Below are 21,675 nucleotides of genomic sequence, written 5' to 3'. Positions count from 1 at the left end.
GACATAACAATAGTGAAAGTCTCCTGTTTGCCTGCCGATGACGGCACCTGCGGTTGGTATCAATTGAGCAAAGGCCGTGTGGTCAAACCGGCCCATGCCGGGCATGGCCACGCCCGTTGGGTCATCGTCGGTGCGGGCTACACGGGCCTGGCCGCGGCACGCCAATTGGCCGAGCATTTCCCCAGCGATTCGATCGTGCTGCTCGACGCCCAGGAGGTGGGCTATGGCACCTCCGGCCGCAACGCAGGTTTCGCCATCGACCTGCCCCATGACATCGGCGCCGAAGACTACATCGGCGACATCGCCACGGCGAAAACCGTGATGCGCCTGAACGTCACCGGCCAGAGCTACCTCAAGGCACTGGTCGAGCAGTTCGACATCGACTGCCAGATGAAGCATTGCGGCAAGTACCAGGCGGCGGTCGAGCCGCGCGGCATCGCCGTGCTCGACGCCTATCGGCGCGGCCTGGACAAGCTCGACCAGCCCTACGAAATGCTCGGTGCCGAGGCGCTGGCCGGCAAGATCGGCACACGCTTCTATCGCCAGGCGCTGTTCACCCCCGGCACGTCGCTGATCCAGCCGTCGGCGCTGGTCAAGGGCCTGGCCGACTGCCTGCCGGCCAACGTCACGCTGTACGAGAATACGGCCATCACCGACGTCGAGTACGGCGACAAGACCGTCCTCAAGCACGCCGGCGGTTCGATCACGGCCGACAAAGTCATCCTGACCAACAATGCCTTCGGCATGAGCTTCGGTTTCCTCAAGGGCCGCATGCTGCCGGTGTTCACCTACGCCAGCCTGACCCGCCCGCTGGACGAGGCCGAGCAGGCCCGCCTCGGCGGCGCGCCGTACTGGGGCGTGATCCCCGCCGACCCGTTCGGCACCACCGTGCGCCGTACCCCGGACAACCGCATCCTGATTCGCAACAGCTTCAGCTTCAACCCTGACGGCCGTGCCAAGCAGAAGTACCTGGATCGCTTCGGCCCGCGCCACCGCGACGCCTTCGAACGACGCTTCCCGATGCTGGCCGGGCTGCCGTTCGAATACACCTGGGGCGGTGCGCTGGCGATGTCGCGCAACCACCAGGGCTTCTTCGGCGAGTTGCGGCGCAACGTGTACGGCGCGCTGTGCTGCAACGGGCTGGGCGTCACCCGTGGCACCGCCACCGGCAAGTTGATGGCCGATTGGCTGGCGGGGCAGCAATCGGACTTGATCGATTTCGTCCTGCGCGCCGCAGGCCCCAGCGCCAACCCGCCACGCCCACTGGTGGGTGTGGGCGTGAACCTCAACCTCAAGTGGGGCCAGTACCGCGCCGGCCTGGAAGGCTGAGCGTCGAGCGCGGCCATGGCCACGACCTTTGCAGGCCGGTCCATGCGGGCCGGCCGCAACGGCAAGAGGCCTACGAGCCCTGCGGCCTGACGTGCCAGGCCTTGTACCACACACATTCAAAAAGCAACTTCAGGTATAAGAATGACAAGCTTGAACGTATCGATTGAAGACGTACCCATCAACCGCTTCCACCAACTGCTGACGGCGCGCTCGGGCGGTGGCTCGTTCGTCGACGGTTACGTGCTGAGCATCATCGGCGTGGCCATGGCGCAGATGGCGGTCGGGTTGGGCCTGAGCAACTTCTGGCAGGGCATGATCGCCGCTTCGGCGCTGATAGGTATCTTCTTCGGCGGCTTCGTCGGCGGTTGGTTGACCGACCGTTTCGGCCGCAAGCGCGTGTTCTTCGTCGGTCCGATCCTGTTCATTCTGTCTTCGGTGGCGCAGTTCTGGGTCGAGTCGGCCCTGGCGCTGTTCCTCCTGCGCCTGGTCATCGGCATCGCGGTGGGCATCGAGTATCCGGTGGCGACTTCGCTGCTGGTCGAGTTCCTGCCCAAGAAGAACCGCGGCCCGCGCCTGGCGACGCTGACCGTGCTGTGGTTCGCGGGGGCCGCCGTGGCCTACATGGTGGGCGAAGCGCTGCTCAAATTCGGTGGCGATGACGCATGGCGCCTGGTGCTGGCCAGTGCCGCCGTGGTGGGCGCCGTGCTGTTCGTGTTGCGCATGGGCACCCCGGAGTCGCCGCGCTGGCTGCTCAGCAAGGGTCGCGACGCCGAGGCCGAGCAGGTGATCCAGCAGGTGTACGGCAAGGACTTTTCCCTGCGCAACCTGCCCGAAGAGCCTAAGACCCGCACGCTGTCGTTCCTCAGCCTGCTGCACTCGGGCTATGGCAAACGCATGCTGTTCGTGACCATGTTCTGGACCTGCTCGGTGATCCCCGTGTTCGCCGTGTATGCCTTCGCCCCCAAGGTGCTGGGCGCGCTCAACCTCAAGGGCGACTGGGCGTCGATCGGCTCGGTGGCCATCACCTGCCTGTTCGTGGTCGGCTGCATCGTCGCCACGCGCCTGCTCAACACCCTCGGGCGGCGCACCACACTACTGCACAGCTTTTTCTGGTCGGGGCTGGCGCTGCTGGGCCTGGGCGCTTTCAGCAGCGGTTCGGAAATGCTCATCCTGGCGTTGTTCGGTGCCTACGCGCTGTTCATCGGCGGCGCCCAAGTGCTGCAACTGGTCTACCCCAACGAACTGTTCCCCACGGAAATCCGCGCGGGCGCCGTAGGCGTCGGCACTTCGATGTCGCGCATCGGCGCGGCGGTCGGCACCTGGCTGGTGCCCATGGCCCTGGACACCTATGGCATCGGCGCAACCATGTATGCCGCGGCGGCGGTGACCTTCGTAGGCCTGGCGTTCTCGTTCTTCCTGGCCCCGGAAACCCGCTCGATGAACCTGCAACAGGCCGCCTCGCTGGCCTGACGACAACCACCCCGGGTCGCGGCATCGGTGTGCCGCGACCTTCATTGCATTGAACACACCCCTGGAGAATCCATCGTGAAATTCGAAGGCATCTATACCCCGGCCATCACCCCACTGACCGCTGACGGCGCCATCGACAAGGCGGCCTTCGCCGAGGTGCTCGAGTACCTGGTCGAGTCGAAGATCCATGGCGTGATCATCGGCGGTTCCACGGGCGAGTACTACGCCCACACCCTGCAAGAGCGCATCGACCTGGCCGCCCAGGCCAAGGACGTGCTCAACGGCCGCCTGCCGCTGATCGTCGGTACGGGCGGCATCCGCACCGAAGACGCGGTGGCCTTCGCCGAACACGCTCGCGAAATCAAAGCCGACGCGCTGCTGGTCGGCACCCCGCCGTACGCGCTGCCGACCCAGCAGGAAATCGCCCTGCACGTCAAAGCGGTCGACGCCGCCGCCGATCTGCCGATCATGCTCTACAACTACCCCGGCCGCATGAGCGTGAGCATGGGCGAGGAATTCTTCGACGCCGTGAGCGATGTGAAGAACATCGTCGCGATCAAGGAAAGCTCCGGTGACATGGCGCAGCTGCACCGCTTGGCCATCCACCGCCCGCACATCCAACTGTCCTGCGGCTGGGACGACCAGGCCCTGGAATTCTTCGCCTGGGGCGCCAAGAGCTGGGTCTGCGCCGGCTCCAACTTCATTCCGCGCGAGCATGTGGCGCTGTACGAGGCCTGCGTGATCGAGAAGGACTTCGACAAGGGCCGCAAGATCATGGCCGCCATGATGCCGCTGATGGACTTCCTCGAAGGTGGCAAGTTCGTCCAGTCGATCAAGCACGGCGTGGCCCTCAACGGCCTGAAGACCGGTGGCCTGCGCAAGCCGCTGTACGACCTCGACGACGCCGAGAAAGAGACCCTCAAGGGCGTGGTCGGCGAACTGAAAGCCACCATCGCCGCCATCAAATAAGGAGGCTCGAACATGACCGAATTGCTCAGCAAGGATCAATACGCGGCCATCGCCGCCGACCTGCAACTGCGCACCCAGGCGTTCATCGACGGTGAATTCCGCGATGCCGTCTCCGGCCGCACCTTCGTCACCACCAATCCGGCCACCGGCCAGCAGCTGGCCGAAATCGCCGCCTGCGACGTGCAGGACGTCGACCTCGCCGTGGCCGCGGCCAAACGCGTGTTCGAGGCCGGCACCTGGTCGAAGATGCAGCCCAACGACCGCAAGCACGTGTTGCAGAAGTTCGCCCAGTTGCTCGAAGACCACGCCCACGAACTGGCCGTGCTCGAAGCGCTGGACAGCGGCAAGCCGGTCAGCGAGTGCCAGAACGTCGACGTGCCGGAAACCATCCACACGATTCGCTGGCACGCCGAGCTGATCGACAAGATCTACGACGCCACCGCGCCCACCGGCAACGCCGCCGTGACCATGGTCGTGCGCGAAGCCATCGGCGTGGTCGGCCTGGTCCTGCCGTGGAACTTCCCGCTGCTGATGCTGGCCTGGAAGATCGCCCCGTCGCTGGCCGCCGGTTGCTCGATCGTGGTCAAACCGGCCAAGGAAACCACCTTGAGCGCGCTACGCGTGGTCGAACTGGCCCATGAAGCCGGCATTCCGCCGGGCGTGTTCAACCTGGTGCCCGGCGGTGGTCGCGAAGTGGGCGAGGCCATCGGCCGGCACATGGACATCCCGATGGTGAGCTTCACCGGCTCCACCGACACCGGGCGCCTGTTCCTCAAATATGCGGCCGAGTCGAACCTCAAGCGCATCGTCCTGGAGCTGGGGGGCAAGAACCCTGCGGTGGTGATGAACGACTGCGAAGACCTCAACGAAGTCGCCGAATTCGTCACCGCCGGCGCATTCTGGAACATGGGCGAGAACTGCTCGGCTTCTTCGCGGCTGATCGTGCACAAGGACGTGAAGGACGAGCTGCTGCGCCTGATGGGCGAGCACTTGAAGGACTGGAAGCTGGGCGACCCGCTGGACCCGGACAACCGCCTCGGTGCGATGGTCAGCAAGTCGCACTTCGAGAAGGTCAAGTCGTACCTGGACTACGCCGCCGAGCACAAGCTTAACGTGGTGCAGGGCGGGCAGACCGAAGAGGGCCTGCGCGTGCAGCCGACCATCGTCGATGGCGTGACCCGCGACAGCAAACTGTTCGTCGAGGAAATCTTCGGGCCGGTGTTGAGCGTGACCAGCTTCGAAACCATCGACGAAGCCATCGAGCTGGCCAACGACACGGTCTACGGCCTGGCGGCCTCGGCCTATACCGGCAGCCTGCGCAACGCGCTGCGCCTGTCGCGCGAGATCCGCGCCGGCGTGGTGACGGTGAACTGCTTCGGCGAGGGCGACGTGAGCACGCCGTTCGGCGGCTATAAAGAGTCGGGCTTCGGCGGGCGCGACAAGTCGATCTGGGCGCATGACCAGTACACGGAGCTCAAGACCATCTGGATCAATGCGTCGTAACCAAGCACTACCGGTGCGACTCTGACGGGTCAGGCACCCGCTCGCGGCCCCCGCTTCCACGCAAAGCGGGGGCCGCGTTTTTTCTGCGCATGGGCGCTTGTCAGAAACTCACCGACGCCGAAACCCGTGCCGTACGCGGCGCGCCTTGGAACAGGTAGTCGTCGCCCAGATAATCCCCCACATCGCGCCAATAGCGCTTGTCGAACAGGTTGTCGACGGTCAGGCGCAGCACGGTGTCGTAGCCGCCGATGCGCGTGCTGTAGCGGCTGCCCACATCGAAGACCGTATACCCGCCCACCGACACCTCGCCCAGACGATCCGCATACTTGCTGGCGCTATAGCGTGCACCGCCCAGCAAAGCCAGGCCCGGCACCGGCAAGCTGTAGTCGGCGTACAGCGCCGCGCGCAGGTTGGGTACGTTCAACGCCTGATGGCCTTCGTACTCGGCACTGCCGCTGCCGCTGACCCGTGCGCGGATGGCAGCGACGCTGGCCTGGAGTTGCAAGCGCGAAGTGGCCTGGCCGTTGGCGCCCAGTTCCAGGCCGGTGTTCTTCTGCTGGCCCTGCTGCACGTAGGTGAACCGGCCGTCGCCGTCCGGGCGGCTGTATTGGTAGGCCTGGCGCAGTTGGAACAACGCGGCGGTGAAGCTCATGCCACGCCAGTCCTGCTTGGCGCCGATCTCGTACTGGTGCGAAAGGGTGGGGGCGAGGATTTGCGAGGCATTGCTGGCGAACCACGGTGCCGTCCCCCCTGCGGAGAGGCCTTTGCCATAGCTGACATAGAAGGTGGTGTCGGGTGCCGGCTTGTACAACACGGCGGCGTTGGGCAACAGTTCGTAGCGCTGGGTGTGCCGGCCCGCAGCGCCGCTTTCGTCCCAGGTGCGCTCGTCGAGGCGCACCCCGCGTGCGCCGAGCACGGTTTGCCAGTGTTCGTCGAAACTCAGCGTGTCATTGAAGAATACGCCGTACTGGCGGCTGTCCAGACGTCGCTCGCTGTCTTGCAGCGCCATAGTGGAAGCGGGCCAGAACGGCGCGTCTTGGCCGATGTTGCCGCTGCCGACGAATTCATTGTAGGTGGGCCGCTGGTCGAGGGTGCGTCGCTGGGCGCTGGTGCCCAGGGTCAGGTTGTGGTCCATGCCCAATGCCTTGAAGCGGCCATTGAGAGTGGCCTGCGCCTCGACCACGCGGCGCGTGTCGTCGGGGCTGCGGAAATCGTAGATGTCGTAGTCGCCTTCGGGGCTGAAGTGGTTGGGCAGCGCTTGCTCGGCGCAGCTCGCCGCGCCATAGCAACCCCAGGCGAAGGCGCTGTAGTCGTCGATCACCACTTCGCTGCGCGAGGCGCTCAGGGTACCGGTCCAGGCGTCGTCGAAGCGGTACTCGAAGCGTCCGCCCAGGTTCAGCGCATCGCTTTTGACCGGCTTGGCCCAGTCCTGGTAAGCCAGGCGATCGCTCGGATCGACGCCGTGGGGCAGGGCGCTGCCGCCGAGCAACTGATAGCCCGGCACCGAACGCTGCTCACGCTGCTGGTATTCGGCGTCCAGCTGCAAGGTGGCGTCGGGGCCGATGTTCCAGTCGAACGCCAGCGAGGCGAAGTCGCGCTGGCCGTCGGCATGGTCGACGTAGCTGCGGATGTCCTCGTGGGCCAGGTTGGCGCGCAGGCCGAACTGCCGCTCGCTGCCGAACCAGCCGCCCAGGTCCGTGGCCAGGTAACGCTCGCCCTGTTCGTTGCTCGACACGGTGACGCTGCGCACGTCCTCCGGGCGCTTGCTGACGTAGTTGATCAACCCGCCGGGTGCGGACACGCCGCTGTACAGGCCGGACAGCCCCTTGAGCAACTCGACCTGCTGTTTGTTTTCCAGAGCGACGTTCTGCTCGCCGGCAAGCGTCTGGCCGTTGAGACGGTAGCTGTTGGCGGCATTGAGGGTGAAGCCGCGCACGTTGAAGTTCTCGTAATAGCCGATGGGCGCGTAGCTCTCGCCGACCGAGGCATCGCTGTGCAGCACTTCGCTGAGCTGGCGCACCTGGCGGTCTTGCAGCAGGGCTTGGGTGAACACGCTGACCGAGGCCGGCGTGTCCAGCAGCGGCGCGGCATGGGGGCCGGTGATCTGTGCTTCGCTGGCCTGGTAGCCCGCTTGCCAGGCCACGTCGGACACTTCCACGGGGGCCAGCAGCACACGTTCTTCGGCCAGTCCGCTGGCGGGCAGGGCCATGCTCAAGGCCAACAGGCTCAACGGCAGGCGAGGGTGGGGCGAAGGCATGCAGGCTCCTAAGGGCGGTCGCGAAGTCGACGCGGCAGGGATGGGTTCGGGCAGGGCATAGCGCAATGCAACTCGATGAGGTCGAAGGGGTGTTCACTGGGGCTGCTTTGCAGCCCATCGCAGCTGACCGGAGCGCCGCGATGGCTCGCTGAGCGGCCTCGATTGCTCAACTGACTGGCATTGGGGCATTGCGCCTTTTTTGCGCGCGACAGCCTACCAGTTGTGGGCGGGCATGGGCATTCCAGTGCAATCAGAGGTAATGACGAACCAGACGCAGGGAAATTCGGCGTGGGGTGTCGGGAGGACGCGTGCGGTGAGTGCCCGTCCAATGGGCCTTCAGGGCGACAGGGCCGGCTGGCGCACCAGCCAGATGAAAGCATGGGCCAGGCGGATCGACGCAGGACGGTGTGAAAACGTGCCGAAAGGCCGCTGCATCCAGCTCAGCCGTTTTCACACTGCGGGCAGGTGCGCGGTCAGTCCTGGTCGGCGCTGGAGCGTTCGTCGTCGTCCTGCTCGACGGCGGGCGTCGGTTCGGCATGGACGGTAACGGTCGGTTCTTCGGGGTTCAGGCTTGGGAAGGGGAAGTTCGGGATTTCATGCATCTCGAGTGTCCTCGCAAGTGGGGTGAACGGACGCCGCAGCATGCCCCAAGCACACCGCAGCTCGCGCAGGATACAGGACTGGGTATGACAGTTCGTAGGAAATCGCCCCGGATCAGGTAGCAGCGACGGCTCGGCATGTCGATGCATTCGCCGTGGGCGCACGGCACGGGCCTATTTGCGCCCCTCGGCCCCCTGCGCCACCTGATCGGTGCGCGCGCACATGATGAAGTCGTTGCGGTGCAGCCCTTTGATCGAATGGCTCCACCAGGTCACCGTCACTTTGCCCCACTCGGTCAACAGGCCCGGGTGATGGCCTTCGGCTTCGGCGATCTCACCCACGGCATTGGTGAAGGCCAAGGCATGCTTGAAGTTCTTGAACAGGAACACCCGCTCCAGCTCCATGTGCCCATCGCGTACCTCGACGTTCCAGTCGGGAATCTCACGGATCAGTTCGGCCAGCTCGTCGTCGCTGACTTTGGGGGCGTCGGCGCTGCAGGCGACGCAGTGGTTCTGGTTCAACGTGGTCATGAAAACGTGTCCTCGAATCGAAGGGGGGCGACAAAAACGTTCAGGCGGCCTTGGGTGCGAATTTAGGCGGGTGCAGGCCCAGTTGGGTCGCCTGCGCGACCATGCCCATGACGTCCTCATGGGCCAGGTCGAACAGGCGCTTGAGGCTCGGCAGCTTGAAGTACACCGGCTGCAGGATATCGATGCGGTAGGGCGTGCGCATCGCCTCGATCGGGTCGAACGGCTGATGCTCGGGCTCGCCCGACAGCGCATACAGGGTTTCCTTGGGCGAAGACAGAATGCCGCCGCCGTACACGCGCGTGCCTTGGGGCGTGTCCAGCAGACCGAATTCGATGGTCATCCAGTACAGCCGCGCCAGGTAGACCCGCTGTTCTTTGCTCGCCGCCAGGCCCAACTTGCCGTAGGCGTGGGTGAATTCGGCGAACCAGGGATTGGTCAGCAGCGGGCAGTGGCCAAAGATCTCATGGAAGATGTCCGGCTCTTGCAGGTAGTCGAGCTCTTCGGGCGTGCGGATGAAGGTGGCGACCGGAAAACGCTTGCTGGCCAGCAGCTCGAAAAAGGTCTGGAAGGGGATCAGGGCCGGCACCCTTGCCACCTGCCAGCCGGTGGTGGCGTCGAGCACCCGGTTGACTTCGCCGAGCTGGGGGATGCGCTCGGTGGGCAAGGCCAGTTGCTCCAGGCCGTCGAAGAAGGCATCGCAGGCGCGCCCTTCGATCACCTTCATTTGCCGCGTGATGAGGGTGTTCCACACCGCGTGTTCTTCTTGCGGGTAGTGGATGAACCCCTGGGCGTCGGGCTCGCGGGCCACGTAATGCGTCTGTTTCATGGCGCTCTCCTGCTGAGGGCTTTTTATTGTTGTGGACTGCACATGGATGCAGTTGTAGCGCACGGCAAGCGGCAAAGGGTGGGGTGCAGAAGTCGACATGGCCGAGCGCAAGGCGATTTTCGTAACGCAGGTTTTACAAATCCAGCCTCGCATTGGAAAATCACCGACTTGAAGCGGCGTGCATCGTCGTTTTTGTCAGGTTTTCTTTACAACTATTTGGCGTCTGCGCTTGGTTTTTCGGCGCCGCGAGAGCGAACATGCGTATCAAAGTGCACTGTCAGAACCGCATCGGCATCCTGCGGGACATCCTCAACCTGCTGGTCGAATACGGCATCAACGTGCTGCGCGGCGAAGTCGGCGGCGACCACGGCAACGCCATCTACCTGCATTGCCCGAACCTGATGAACCTGCAGTTCCAGGCCCTGCGGCCCAAGTTCGAGGCCATCGGCGGGGTCTTCGGGGTCAAGCGCGTCGGCTTGATGCCGAGCGAGCGCCGGCACATGGAGCTCAATGCGCTGCTCGGCGCCTTGGAGTTTCCAGTGCTGTCGATCGACATGGCCGGCTGCATCGTCGCGGCCAACCGCAGCGCCGCGCAGCTGCTCGGCGTACGCGTCGACGAAGTGCCGGGCCTGCCGCTGTCGCGCTACATGGACGATTTCGATCTGCCGGAGCTGGTGCGTTCGAACAAATCGCGCATCAACGGCCTGCGCGTACAGGTCAAAGGCGATGTGTTCCTGGCCGACATCGCGCCGCTGCAATCGGAGCACGACGACAGCGAAGCCCTGGCCGGCGCGGTGCTGACCTTGCACCGCGCCGACCGCATCGGCGAGCGCATCTATAGCGTGCGCAAGCAGGAGCTGCGCGGCTTCGACAGCATCTTCCAGAGTTCGAAATCGATGGCCGCCGTGGTGCGCGAGGCGCGGCGCATGGCGCCGTTGGACGCACCGCTGCTGATCGAGGGCGAGACCGGCACCGGCAAGGAACTGCTGGCCCGTGCCTGCCACCTGGCCAGCCCGCGCGGAGCCTCGCCGCTGATGGCGCTCAACTGCGCCGGTCTGCCCGAGTCCATGGCCGAGACCGAACTGTTCGGCTATGGCCCGGGCGCGTTCGAAGGCGCGCGCGCCGAGGGCAAGCTCGGTCTGCTGGAGCTGACCGCAGGCGGCACGCTGTTTCTCGATGGGGTGGACGAAATGAGCGCACGCTTGCAGGTCAAGCTGCTGCGCTTCCTGCAAGACGGCTGCTTTCGCCGGGTCGGCAGCGACGACGAGGTATACCTCGACGTCAGGGTGATCTGCGCCACGCAAGTGGACCTGTCCGAGCTGTGCGCGCGCGGCGAGTTCCGCCAGGACCTGTACCACCGCCTCAACGTGCTGTCGTTGCACATACCGCCGCTGCGCGAGTGCCTGGACGGGTTGCCGGGGCTGGTCGAACATTTTCTCGATCAGGCCAGTCGGCAGATCGGTTGCGCGTTGCCCAAGGTCGTTCCAGCGGCCATGGACAAGTTGGCCCATTACCAGTGGCCGGGTAATGTACGGCAACTTGAGAACGTCATGTTCCAGGCCGTTTCATTATGTGAAGGCGGCACGGTAAAAGCCGAACATATACGCTTGCCCGATTATGGCGCGCGACAACCATTGGGCGAGTTTTCACTGGAAGGGAGTTTGGCCGATATCATCGGCAGGTTCGAAAAGGCGGTGTTGCAGAACTTATCGGCCGAACATGGCAGTAGCCGTGCATTGGGCAAGCGTCTGGGTGTTTCCCACACCACCATCGCCAACAAGTTGCGTGACCATGGTTTGAACAAAGGCTGAGCCCGAAAGGCCGCCAGGCGGCCTCATGTACAGGCTTGGCGCGGGTGGTCAGCCGTTGGAACAACCGTTGCCCATGACGCGGTATTCGAGCACGTGCCGCTGGCCCTGGGAGTCTTCGTAGGTCATGCGTGCCGGGACCACGGCGCACACGTTGGGTACTTCGCTGACCGACAGCACGTGGGCGATGTCCAGGTGTTGGGCGTAGCTGTAGGCTTCGACCGGGGCTGGCGCAGGGGCGTCCGTATCGTCGGCCATGGCTACGCCAGTGGCGCTGCACAGAAGCATTGCCAATAGATATTTCATGTTCGGATTACCTATCAAGTGGATAGCAAGTTGCACAGTTGGAAGTTGCAAGTCGCAGGGGCTCGCGCAGCGTCGTAACGCTGCGTCGGGCAGGGTGGCTGGAAGTTTCTCGCAATCGACACGGCCTTCGTGGGGGCTGTCGCTGGTGTCAATCTCGATGCCATTGCTGGCGAGAGAAAGTCTAGGCGCGGGGCGGGGGCGGAAACAGCGCGAATCGTGATAAAGAGTGTTCGTCTTTTTACAAGAATGCGCGGGCCAGATGGCTTGCCCATTACCACGTCCCTGGCAGTCGGGCGCAGCGATACAACGCCCAGCACTTCAGATCGCCGCTCGGCAGGATGGGCCGGCGGCGCTACTACCATCGTCGAATGGCCGCGTCCGTTCTGGTACGGTTACAACGGTTCCATACAAAAACAACTATTAAACCGAGGTATCAGAGATGAGTGCGGCTTCACTGTATCCCGTTCGCCCCGACGTAGCGGCCACCACCCTGACCGACGAGGCCACCTACAAGGCCATGTACCAGCAGTCGGTGATCAACCCGGAGGGTTTCTGGCGTGAGCAGGCCCAGCGCCTCGACTGGATCAAGCCCTTCACCAAGGTCAAGCAGACCTCCTTCGACGACCACCATGTCGACATCAAATGGTTCGCCGACGGCACTCTGAACGTTTCCTACAACTGCCTGGACCGCCATCTCGAAGCGCGCGGCGACCAGGTCGCGATCATCTGGGAAGGCGACGACCCCGCCGACCACCGCAACATCACCTACCGCGAGCTGCACGAAGACGTCTGCAAGTTCGCCAACGCCCTACGCGGCCAGGACGTGCACCGCGGTGACGTGGTGACCATCTACATGCCGATGATCCCCGAAGCAGTGGTGGCCATGCTGGCCTGCGCCCGTATCGGCGCGATCCATTCGGTGGTGTTCGGCGGCTTCTCGCCCGAAGCCTTGGCCGGGCGCATCATCGACTGCCGCTCGAAAGTGGTGATCACTGCCGACGAGGGCGTGCGCGGCGGCCGTCGTACGCCGCTCAAGGCCAACGTCGACCTGGCCCTGACCAACCCGGAAACCTCGACCGTACAGAAGATCATCGTCTGCAAGCGCACCGGCGGCGACATCGCCTGGCACCAGCACCGCGACATCTGGTACGAAGACCTGATGAAAGTGGCCTCCAGCCAGTGCCTGCCCAAGGAGATGGGTGCCGAGGAAACCCTGTTCATCCTTTACACCTCCGGCTCCACCGGCAAACCCAAGGGCGTGCAGCACACCACCGGGGGCTACCTGGTCTACGCTGCGCTGACCCATGAGAAGGTCTTCGACTACAAGCCGGGCGAGGTGTACTGGTGCACCGCCGACGTGGGTTGGATCACCGGCCACAGCTACATCGTCTACGGCCCGCTGGCCAACGGCGCCACCACGCTGCTGTTCGAAGGCGTGCCGAACTACCCGGACATCACCCGCGTGTCGAAGATCGTCGACAAGCACAAGGTCAACATCCTCTACACCGCGCCCACCGCCATCCGCGCCATGATGGCCGAAGGCGAGGCCGCCGTGGCCGGCGCCGACGGCTCCAGCCTGCGCTTGCTGGGCTCGGTGGGTGAGCCGATCAACCCGGAGGCCTGGAACTGGTACCACAAGGCCGTTGGCAAGGAGCGCTGCCCGATCGTCGACACCTGGTGGCAGACCGAGACCGGCGGCATCCTCATCAGCCCTCTGCCGGGCGCCACCGCGCTCAAGCCGGGCTCGGCGACCAAACCGTTCTTCGGGGTGGTGCCGGCGCTGGTGGACAACCTCGGCAACCTCATCGAAGGCGCCGCCGAGGGCAACCTGGTGATCCTCGACTCCTGGCCGGGCCAGTCGCGCTCGCTGTATGGCGACCATGACCGTTTCGTCGACACCTATTTCAAGACCTTCCGCGGCATGTACTTCACCGGCGACGGTGCACGGCGCGACGAAGACGGCTACTACTGGATCACCGGTCGCGTCGACGATGTGCTCAACGTCTCCGGCCACCGCATGGGCACCGCCGAGATCGAAAGCGCCATGGTCGCCCACAGCAAAGTGGCCGAGGCTGCGGTGGTCGGTGTGCCGCACGACATCAAAGGGCAGGGTATCTACGTCTACGTCACCCTCAATGCAGGCGAAGAGCCGAGCGAGCAACTGCGCCTGGAACTGAAGAACTGGGTACGCAAGGAGATCGGCCCGATCGCCTCGCCGGATGTCATCCAGTGGGCGCCGGGCCTGCCGAAAACCCGCTCGGGCAAGATCATGCGGCGCATCCTGCGCAAGATCGCCACGGGCGAATACGACGCGCTGGGCGACATTTCCACCCTGGCCGATCCGGGCGTGGTGCAGCACCTGATCGACACGCACAAGTCGATGGGCCGGGCCAGCGCCTGATCGACATGCCCAGGTCTGTGGGCCTGGCCGGCGTCTGATCCGTTTGGCGTCGGCTGTCGGCGCTCTGCTGAACCCCGCCGATGTCTGGCGGGGTTTTCTTTGCGTGGCGTTACTTCGGCGGACACCGCCGTTCGCACGCCGAGCCTGCCCCCGTGCCCGTGCGAGGCATCGCGAAACAGACGCGGCACCTCCATGGAGCAGCGATAGGTTTGGCAGGTAAACACACCCCGCTAGACTTGCCGTATTACCTGGCTTTGCGAATAATAGGTCCGCTTATTGCTAGCCGATGGATGCACGGCCGGCAGGCACTGTAGGAGCGGCCGGCCGGCGCACCGGTTCAGCCGCGATGGGCTGCGAAGCAGCCCTGATTCAGGCGCTGCATGACTCTTGTCGTTTGGCGTGACGGGCATTGGGCCGGCGTTGCCGGTCATCGCGGCTGAAGCCGCTCCTACATGGGTTTTCGAGCATATTTGGCTTCCCCTGTCAACTGCAGCTGCTGCTATTTTGAGCGCATCTGTACGTAGTTGTCGCCTGAACGCAACATCGTCTCTCGCTCTGTCGTTAAAATGCCCCCTGATCGCTCGTGGTCTGCGACTTTGGTCGATGCCCGTGGCTCGCGCTGTACTCATTGGCATGCCCAGTCGTCCTGGGCTGTCGTGCATTGCCTCGTACCGATGGAGTTACTTGATGAAGAAACTTGCCCTGTTCGGCGCCTTGGCGCTGTCCATGATGTCCCTGGTAGCGCACGCCGACGAGAAACCGTTGAAGATCGGCATCGAAGCGGCTTACCCACCGTTCGCCTTCAAGCAGCCCGATGGCAGCATCGCCGGCTTCGACTACGACATCGGCAACGCCCTGTGCGCGCAGATGAAGGCCAAATGCACCTGGGTCGAGCAAGAGTTCGACGGCCTGATCCCAGCGCTCAAGGTGCGCAAGATCGACGCGATCCTGTCGTCCATGTCCATCACCGACGATCGTAAGCAATCGGTCGATTTCACCAAACGCTACTACCTGACCCCGGCCCGCCTGGCCATGAAAGAGGGCACCACCGTCAGCGACAGCCTGGCCGAGCTCAAGGGCAAGAAGATCGGCGTGCAGCGCGGCTCGATCCACGACCGCTTCGCCAAGGAAGTGCTGGCGCCCAAAGGGGCCACCATCGTGCCCTACGGCACCCAGAACGAAATCTACCTGGACATCGGCGCCGGTCGCCTCGACGGCACCGTGGCCGATGCCACCCTGCTCGAAGACGGCTTCCTGAAAACCGACGCCGGCAAGGGCTACGCCTTCGTCGGTCCGTCCTTCACCGACGTGAAATACTTCGGCGATGGTGTCGGTATCGCCGTACGCAAGGGCGACGACGCCAACCGCGAGCGCATCAATGCCGCCATCGACGCCATCCGCGCCAACGGCGAGTACAAGAAGATCCAGGACAAGTACTTCAACTTCGACATCTACGGTCCAGACGCCCAGTAATCAAAAAGGGCGTCGCCCGTGCAATGGTGCAAACAGCAGAAGGTCTGTGGTTTGCACCATTTTTCTTTTCTAAGCCGTGAGGAATTCCAAACATGTTGAAAGGCTACGGGGCGGTCATCCTCGACGGTGCCTGGCTGACGTTGCAGCTGGCCCTGTCGTCGATGGCCCTGGCCATCGTGCTCGGCTTGATCGGCGTGGCGTTGCGCCTGTCGCCGGTGCGCTGGCTGGCCTGGCTCGGCGACCTGTACGCCACGGTGGTCCGCGGTATCCCCGACCTGGTGCTGATCCTGCTGATCTTCTATGGCGGTCAGGACATCATCAACCGGGTCGCGCCGCTGGTAGGGTATGACGACTACATCGACCTCAACCCCATGGCCGCCGGTATCGGCACCCTGGGCTTCATTTTCGGTGCCTACCTGTCGGAAACCTTCCGTGGTGCGTTTCTCGGCATTCCCAAGGGTCAGGCCGAAGCGGGCGTGGCCTATGGCATGAGCAACCGCCAGGTGTTCTTCCGCATCATGGTGCCGCAGATGATCCGCCTGGCGATTCCGGGGTTCACCAACAACTGGCTGGTGCTGACCAAGGCCACCGCGCTGATTTCCGTGGTCGGTCTGCAAGACATGATGTTCAAGGCCAAGCAGGCGGCCGACGCCACCCGCGAACCCTTCACCTTCTTCCTCGCGGTGGCGGCGATGTACCTGGTGCTGACCAGTGTCTCGCTGCTGGCGCTCAAGTACCTCGAACGGCGCTACTCGGTGGGCGTCAAAGTGGTGGAACTATGATCTTCAACTACTCGGTCATCGGGCAGGCGCTGCCGCTGTACCTCGATGGCCTGCTGACCACCTTGCAATTGCTGGCGATCTCGCTGTTCTTCGGTCTGCTGGCGGCGATTCCGCTGGGCCTGATGCGCTGTTCCAAACAGCCTGCGGTCAACTTCGTCGCCTGGCTCTACACCTACGTGATCCGTGGCACGCCGATGCTGGTGCAGCTGTTCCTGATCTACTACGGGCTGGCGCAGTTCGAAGCGGTGCGCGAAAGCCTGTTCTGGCCCTGGCTGTCGAGCGCGACCTTCTGCGCCTGCCTGGCGTTCGCCATCAACACCAGCGCCTACACCGCCGAGATCATCGCCGGCAGCCTCAAGGCCACGCCCCATGGCGAGATCGAGGCGGCCAAGGCCATGGGCATGTCGACCCTGAAGATGTACCGCCGCATCCTCTTGCCCTCGGCGCTGCGCCGGGCGCTGCCGCAGTACAGCAACGAAGTGATCATGATGCTGCAGACCACCAGCCTGGCGTCGATCGTCACCCTGATCGACATCACCGGCGCGGCGCGCACCGTCAATGCCCAGTACTACCTGCCTTTCGAGGCCTACATCACGGCGGGGGTGTTCTACCTGTGCCTGACCTTCATCCTGGTACGCCTGTTCAAGCTGGCCGAGCGCCGCTGGCTCAGCTACCTGGCGCCGCGCAAGCACTGAACGCTCTGTGAGAACCGACAGCATGTACAAACTTCAAGTCCAAGACCTGCACAAGCGCTACGGCAGCCATGAAGTGCTCAAAGGCGTGTCCCTGGCCGCCAAGGCTGGCGATGTGATCAGCATCATCGGCTCCAGTGGTTCGGGCAAATCCACCTTCCTGCGTTGCATCAACCTGCTCGAGCAACCCCACGCCGGGCAGATCCTGCTCAACGACGAAGCGCTCAAGCTGGTACCGGGCAAGGACGGCGCACTGCGCGCCGCCGATGCCAAGCAGCTGCAACGCCTGCGTTCGCGCCTGTCGATGGTGTTCCAGCACTTCAACCTGTGGGCGCACATGACCGCGCTGGAGAACGTCATCGAGGCGCCGGTGCACGTGCTGGGCGTGAACAAGAAGCAAGCGCTGGAGAAAGCCGAGTACTACCTGAACAAGGTCGGCGTCTCGCACCGCAAGGACGCCTTCCCCGGGCACATGTCCGGTGGCGAGCAGCAGCGCGTGGCCATCGCCCGAGCCCTGGCGGTGGAGCCCGAAGTGATGCTGTTCGACGAGCCCACTTCGGCGCTCGATCCGGAGTTGGTGGGCGATGTGCTCAAGGTGATGCAAGGCCTGGCCCAGGAAGGTCGCACCATGGTCGTGGTGACGCATGAAATGGGCTTTGCCCGTGAGGTGTCCAACCAACTGCTGTTCCTGCACAAGGGCCTGGTGGAGGAGGCCGGTCATCCGCGCGAAGTGCTGGCCAATCCGCAGTCGGAACGGCTCAAGCAGTTCCTTTCCGGCAGCTTGAAGTAAGGGCTACGGATTTGCACCAGAATAGGGCATCCTGCGCAGCGCCTTTGGGCTACCCTTGGCGCCTCAGACTCGACCGACTTCAGGTTTCGGACCGCACCCTATGACCACCCAGCGTATCGGTTTTCTCATCTGGCCCAGCACCCGGCCGCTGACCTTGGCCCTGGCCGAGGAGGTGTTGCAGGTCGCCCAGCGGGTGCATCCGGAGGTGAGCTACGAATTGACGTTCGTGCAGGCCGAGGCGACGCCCGAGCAAGCCTGGCGCCTGCCCGGCGAGCCGTGGGGCGCGCGCCTGGAGGGGTGCGACAAGCTGTTCCTGCTGGCCGATGAGCCGCCCCAGGCCATCACCGCTGCGGTGTCCAGCGCGCTCAAGCAACTGGCTCGCGCCGGTTGCACGCTGGGCGGGCTGTCGGCGGGCGTGTATCCGCTGGCCATGCTGGGCCTGCTCGACGGTTACCGCGCGGCGGTGCACTGGCGCTGGCAGGACGATTTCGCCGAGCGCTTCCCCAAGGCGATCGCCACCAGCCACCTGTTCGACTGGGACCGCGACCGCCTGACCGCCTGTGGCGGCATGGCCGTGATCGACCTGCTGCTGGCGATGCTGGCGCGCGACCATGGCGCCGAGCTGGCCGGCGCGGTGTCCGAAGAACTGGTGGTCGAACGCATCCGCGAGGGCGGCGAGCGGCAGCGCATTCCGTTGCAGAATCGCCTGGGTTCCAGCCATCCCAAGCTGACCCAGGCGGTGCTGCTGATGGAGGCCAACATCGAAGAGCCGCTGACCACCGACGAGATCGCTCAGCACGTGTGTGTGTCGCGGCGCCAGCTCGAACGCATCTTCAAGCAGTACCTGAGCCGCGTGCCGAGCCAGTACTACCTCGAATTGCGCTTGAACAAGGCGCGGCAGATGCTCATGCAGACCAGCAAGTCGATCATTCAGATCGGCTTGTCGTGCGGGTTCTCGTCCGGCCCGCATTTCTCCAGCGCCTACCGCAACTTCTTCGGCGCGACCCCGCGCGAAGACCGTAATCAGCGGCGCAACAACAGCCCCTTCGAACTCAGCTCGGCGCCGGTGGAGAAAGGTTTGTAGGCGCGGCCGGTTCGGTGCTCCGAACGGTCGCGATCGCTTGGGCGACGGTTCTGATGCGGGCGATGGGCCCATGTCGGATCTGTGGTGGTTTCACTGGGCCGGCACCGCCGCCCCATTACAAGCGCCGCTCATCCTCTGCCAGGAAAATGCCGTAGCCATTGGGCCAGCACTACTGGCGATCGCCGCAATCGACACACCACGCCAACCACTCCCACAAGACCGTTCACGGAACCGCAACAGGCCGTTACACTGCGCAAATGTGACCGTTCGTGTCGCATCGCCGACAGCCCGGGCCTACTCCGGTGAGGCGCTGTAACAAGTTGTCGCCTGGCCGCAAGGCCGGCCGACGCCCAGTCCTTACAATCCCCAGACGCTCGTCGCCCCCGGCAAGCGTTCCTCCCCAGGAGACTCCGATGTCCGTTGAGCAAGCTCCGGTGCAACGTGCCGATTTCGACCAGGTGATGGTCCCCAACTACGCGCCGGCGGCGTTCATTCCGGTGCGAGGCCTGGGCTCGCGTGTGTGGGACCAGTCCGGTCGCGAGCTGATCGACTTCGCTGGCGGCATCGCGGTCAATGCCCTGGGGCACTGCCACCCGGTGCTGGTCAAGGCCTTGACCGAACAGGCCAACCAGCTCTGGCACGTGTCCAACGTCTTCACCAACGAACCGGCGCTGCGCCTGGCGCACAAACTGGTCGAAGCGACCTTCGCCGACCGCGCGTTCTTCTGCAACTCCGGCGCCGAGGCCAACGAAGCGGCGTTCAAGCTGGCCCGCCGTGTGGCCCATGACCGTTTCGGCCCCGAGAAGCACGAGATCATCGCCACCGTGAACAGCTTCCACGGCCGCACCCTGTTCACCGTCAGCGTCGGTGGCCAGCCCAAGTACTCCGACGGTTTCGGTCCGAAGATCACCGGCATCAGCCACGTCGCCTACAACGACCTGGACGCGCTCAAGGCGCAGATTTCCGACAAGACCTGCGCCGTGGTGATCGAACCGATCCAGGGCGAAAGCGGCGTGGTGCCGGCCGACCAGGCCTACCTCGAAGGCGCCCGTGCCCTGTGCGACCAGCACAATGCCCTGCTGGTCTTCGACGAAGTGCAGACCGGTGTCGGCCGCAGCGGCTCGCTGTATGCCTACCAGCATTTCGGCGTCACCCCCGACATCCTCACCAGCGCCAAGAGCCTGGGCGGCGGCTTCCCCATCGGCGCCATGCTCACCACCAGCGAGCTGGCCAGCCATTTCGCCCCCGGTACCCATGGCACCACCTACGGCGGCAATCCGCTCGGTTGCGCAGTGGCCTGCGCGGTGCTCGACGTGGTCAACACGCCTGAGACCCTGGCCGGCATCCGCGAGCGGCATGCGCGTTTCAAAGCGCGCCTGGAGCTTATCGGCGAGCAGTACGGCCTGTTCAGCAAGGTGCGCGGCGTGGGCCTGCTGATCGGCTGTGTGCTGAGCGAAGCCTGGGCCGGCAAAGCCAAGGCCGTGCTCGATGCCGCCGAGCGAGACGGCGTGATGGTCCTGCAAGCCGGTCCCGACGTGGTGCGCTTCGCTCCGAGCCTGGTGATCGAGCACGCCGACATCGACGAAGGCCTGGACCGTTTCGAGCGTGCCGTGGCACGCCTGACCCAGGTCTGACCCGTCATACCCGGTCGCGCCAAGCAACGCCTGCGTGACCCCGATCGATCCAGCGGCTGCGTGCGCCTCCAGGGCGGCGCGGCCGTTTTTTCCCGTGCCGCCGCGAGCGGCACGTTGCCCTCGAAGGAGTGACACCATGCTGGTAATGCGCCCCGCGCAGATGGCTGATCTGAACGAAGTGCAGCGCATGGCTGCCGACAGCCCCATCGGTGTCACCTCGTTGCCCGACGATGCCGGGCGGCTGGGCGACAAGATCGCCGCTTCGCAAGCCTCGTTCGCTGCCGAAGTCAGCTTCAATGGCGAGGAGCGTTATTTCTTCGTGCTCGAAGACAGCAGCACCGGCCAGTTGGCCGGCTGCTCGGCCATCGTCGCCTCGGCGGGGTACTCCGAGCCGTTCTACAGCTTTCGCAACGAAACCTTCGTGCATGCCTCGCGCGAGCTTAAGATCCACAACAAGATCCACGTGCTGTCGCTGTGCCATGACCTGACCGGCAACAGCCTGCTCAGCAGCTTCTACGTGCAGCCCGAACTCAGTGGCAGCGCCTGGGCCGAACTCAATTCGCGCGGTCGCCTGCTGTTCATGGCCTCGCACCCCGAACGCTTCGCCGAATCGGTGGTGACCGAAATCGTCGGCCACAGCGACGAGCAGGGCGACTCGCCGTTCTGGGACTCGATCGGCCGCAACTTCTTCGCCATCAACTACGCCGAGGCCGAGCGCCTGTGCGGCCTCAAGAGCCGCACCTTCCTCGCCGAGCTGATGCCCAACTACCCGATCTACGTGCCACTGCTGCCCGACCGTGCCCAGGAAGCCATGGGCCAGGTGCACCCGCGGGCGCAGATCACCTTCGACATCCTCATGCGCGAAGGCTTCGAGACCGAGCATTACATCGACATCTTCGACGGCGGCCCGACCTTGCATGCGCGCACCTCGGGCATCCGTTCGATCGCCCAGAGCCGGGTCGAGGCGGTGACCATCGCGCCCACGGCACCGCCCGGTACGCGTGCCTACCTGGTGTGCAATGGCCAGTTGCAGGATTTCCGCGCAGTGGTGCTGGAGCTGGACTGGGCGCCGGGCCAGCCGGTGGCGCTGAGCTTGGAAGCCGCCGATGCCTTGGGTGTGGGCGAGGACGACAACGTGCGCTTGGTCGCCGTCTAAGCCCCGCCGTTCGATTGTCAGGTGCCGGGCGCGACCCGCACACAGTGAGTTTCGCGGCAGGCACA

General features: G+C 64.4%; 18 protein-coding genes. 13 read left to right on the top strand and 5 right to left on the bottom strand.

Features of this window, described 5'->3' with window-relative positions:
* Positions 1 to 9 precede the first annotated feature (9 nt).
* The 4 genes from AA0Z93_RS01660 to AA0Z93_RS01645 all read left to right on the top strand — a co-directional run bounded on the left by AA0Z93_RS01660 (position 10) and on the right by AA0Z93_RS01645 (position 5,271).
* Positions 10 to 1,329, top strand: coding sequence for an NAD(P)/FAD-dependent oxidoreductase (locus AA0Z93_RS01660; RefSeq protein WP_413048370.1), 1,320 nt, complete (start codon positions 10 to 12; stop codon positions 1,327 to 1,329).
* Between the two features lie 141 nt (positions 1,330 to 1,470).
* Entirely contained in the window at positions 1,471 to 2,799 is a 1,329-nt protein-coding gene (locus tag AA0Z93_RS01655) for an MFS transporter (RefSeq protein ID WP_413046681.1), read from the top strand.
* Positions 2,800 to 2,874: 75 nt separating this feature from the next.
* Complete coding sequence (locus tag AA0Z93_RS01650; protein ID WP_413046682.1) at positions 2,875 to 3,768, top strand: dihydrodipicolinate synthase family protein; 894 nt, start codon at positions 2,875 to 2,877, stop codon at positions 3,766 to 3,768.
* Between the two features lie 12 nt (positions 3,769 to 3,780).
* Positions 3,781 to 5,271 carry an aldehyde dehydrogenase gene (locus AA0Z93_RS01645; protein WP_413046683.1) on the top strand — a complete coding sequence of 497 codons (1,491 nt, stop codon included), beginning with the start codon at positions 3,781 to 3,783 and terminating at the stop codon, positions 5,269 to 5,271.
* A 100-nt stretch (positions 5,272 to 5,371) separates the two neighbouring features.
* Here AA0Z93_RS01645 and AA0Z93_RS01640 read toward each other — a convergent pair whose 3' ends face one another.
* From AA0Z93_RS01640 to phhA, 4 genes are all read right to left on the bottom strand, one after another.
* Complete coding sequence (locus tag AA0Z93_RS01640) at positions 5,372 to 7,528, bottom strand: TonB-dependent siderophore receptor (RefSeq protein WP_413046684.1); 2,157 nt, start codon at positions 7,526 to 7,528, stop codon at positions 5,372 to 5,374.
* A 473-nt stretch (positions 7,529 to 8,001) separates the two neighbouring features.
* Entirely contained in the window at positions 8,002 to 8,130 is a 129-nt protein-coding gene (locus AA0Z93_RS01635; protein WP_413046685.1) for a hypothetical protein, read from the bottom strand.
* A 171-nt stretch (positions 8,131 to 8,301) separates the two neighbouring features.
* On the bottom strand, positions 8,302 to 8,658 hold the full coding sequence (locus AA0Z93_RS01630; protein ID WP_296264439.1) for a 4a-hydroxytetrahydrobiopterin dehydratase: 357 nt from the start codon (positions 8,656 to 8,658) through the stop codon (positions 8,302 to 8,304).
* A gap of 40 nt (positions 8,659 to 8,698) precedes the next feature.
* Positions 8,699 to 9,484 carry a phenylalanine 4-monooxygenase gene (phhA, locus tag AA0Z93_RS01625; RefSeq protein WP_413046686.1) on the bottom strand — a complete coding sequence of 262 codons (786 nt, stop codon included), beginning with the start codon at positions 9,482 to 9,484 and terminating at the stop codon, positions 8,699 to 8,701.
* 257 nt (positions 9,485 to 9,741) lie between these two features.
* Between phhA and AA0Z93_RS01620 the strand changes: the two genes are divergently transcribed.
* The gene (locus AA0Z93_RS01620) at positions 9,742 to 11,295 is read left to right on the top strand and encodes a sigma-54-dependent transcriptional regulator (RefSeq protein WP_314490151.1); all 1,554 of its coding nucleotides are present in this window, start codon (positions 9,742 to 9,744) and stop codon (positions 11,293 to 11,295) included.
* A 48-nt stretch (positions 11,296 to 11,343) separates the two neighbouring features.
* On the opposite strand, the gene AA0Z93_RS01615 is transcribed toward AA0Z93_RS01620, so the two are convergent.
* The gene (locus AA0Z93_RS01615) at positions 11,344 to 11,598 is read right to left on the bottom strand and encodes a DUF2790 domain-containing protein (protein WP_413046687.1); all 255 of its coding nucleotides are present in this window, start codon (positions 11,596 to 11,598) and stop codon (positions 11,344 to 11,346) included.
* A 439-nt stretch (positions 11,599 to 12,037) separates the two neighbouring features.
* Between AA0Z93_RS01615 and acs the strand changes: the two genes are divergently transcribed.
* The 8 genes from acs to aruF all read left to right on the top strand — a co-directional run bounded on the left by acs (position 12,038) and on the right by aruF (position 21,610).
* Positions 12,038 to 13,999, top strand: coding sequence for an acetate--CoA ligase (gene acs / locus AA0Z93_RS01610; RefSeq protein WP_413046688.1), 1,962 nt, complete (start codon positions 12,038 to 12,040; stop codon positions 13,997 to 13,999).
* A 687-nt stretch (positions 14,000 to 14,686) separates the two neighbouring features.
* A complete protein-coding gene (locus AA0Z93_RS01605) occupies positions 14,687 to 15,472 on the top strand; it encodes an ABC transporter substrate-binding protein (RefSeq protein ID WP_413046689.1) in 786 nt (261 codons plus the stop codon).
* A gap of 92 nt (positions 15,473 to 15,564) precedes the next feature.
* Positions 15,565 to 16,254 (top strand): ABC transporter permease, encoded by a 690-nt coding sequence (locus AA0Z93_RS01600; protein WP_413046690.1) that lies wholly within the window; start codon positions 15,565 to 15,567, stop codon positions 16,252 to 16,254.
* Complete coding sequence (locus AA0Z93_RS01595; RefSeq protein ID WP_413046691.1) at positions 16,251 to 16,949, top strand: ABC transporter permease; 699 nt, start codon at positions 16,251 to 16,253, stop codon at positions 16,947 to 16,949. The genes AA0Z93_RS01600 and AA0Z93_RS01595 overlap by 4 nt, the downstream gene beginning before the upstream one ends.
* Before the next feature lie 22 nt (positions 16,950 to 16,971).
* Positions 16,972 to 17,736, top strand: a complete 765-nt coding sequence (locus AA0Z93_RS01590) for an ABC transporter ATP-binding protein (RefSeq protein WP_413046692.1) — start codon at positions 16,972 to 16,974, stop codon at positions 17,734 to 17,736.
* A 100-nt stretch (positions 17,737 to 17,836) separates the two neighbouring features.
* A complete protein-coding gene (locus tag AA0Z93_RS01585) occupies positions 17,837 to 18,820 on the top strand; it encodes a GlxA family transcriptional regulator (protein WP_413046693.1) in 984 nt (327 codons plus the stop codon).
* Between the two features lie 413 nt (positions 18,821 to 19,233).
* Positions 19,234 to 20,454: an aspartate aminotransferase family protein gene (locus AA0Z93_RS01580; RefSeq protein ID WP_413046694.1), complete on the top strand. Its 1,221-nt coding sequence runs from the start codon at positions 19,234 to 19,236 to the stop codon at positions 20,452 to 20,454.
* Positions 20,455 to 20,590: 136 nt separating this feature from the next.
* Positions 20,591 to 21,610, top strand: coding sequence for an arginine/ornithine succinyltransferase subunit alpha (aruF, locus tag AA0Z93_RS01575; RefSeq protein ID WP_413046695.1), 1,020 nt, complete (start codon positions 20,591 to 20,593; stop codon positions 21,608 to 21,610).
* Positions 21,611 to 21,675 lie beyond the last annotated feature (65 nt).

It is taken from the genome of Pseudomonas phoenicis (assembly GCF_047302395.1).
Classification (GTDB): domain Bacteria; phylum Pseudomonadota; class Gammaproteobacteria; order Pseudomonadales; family Pseudomonadaceae; genus Aquipseudomonas.
Note: the sequence above shows the minus strand (reverse complement) of the source record. Positions and strands in the feature narration are given on the sequence as shown.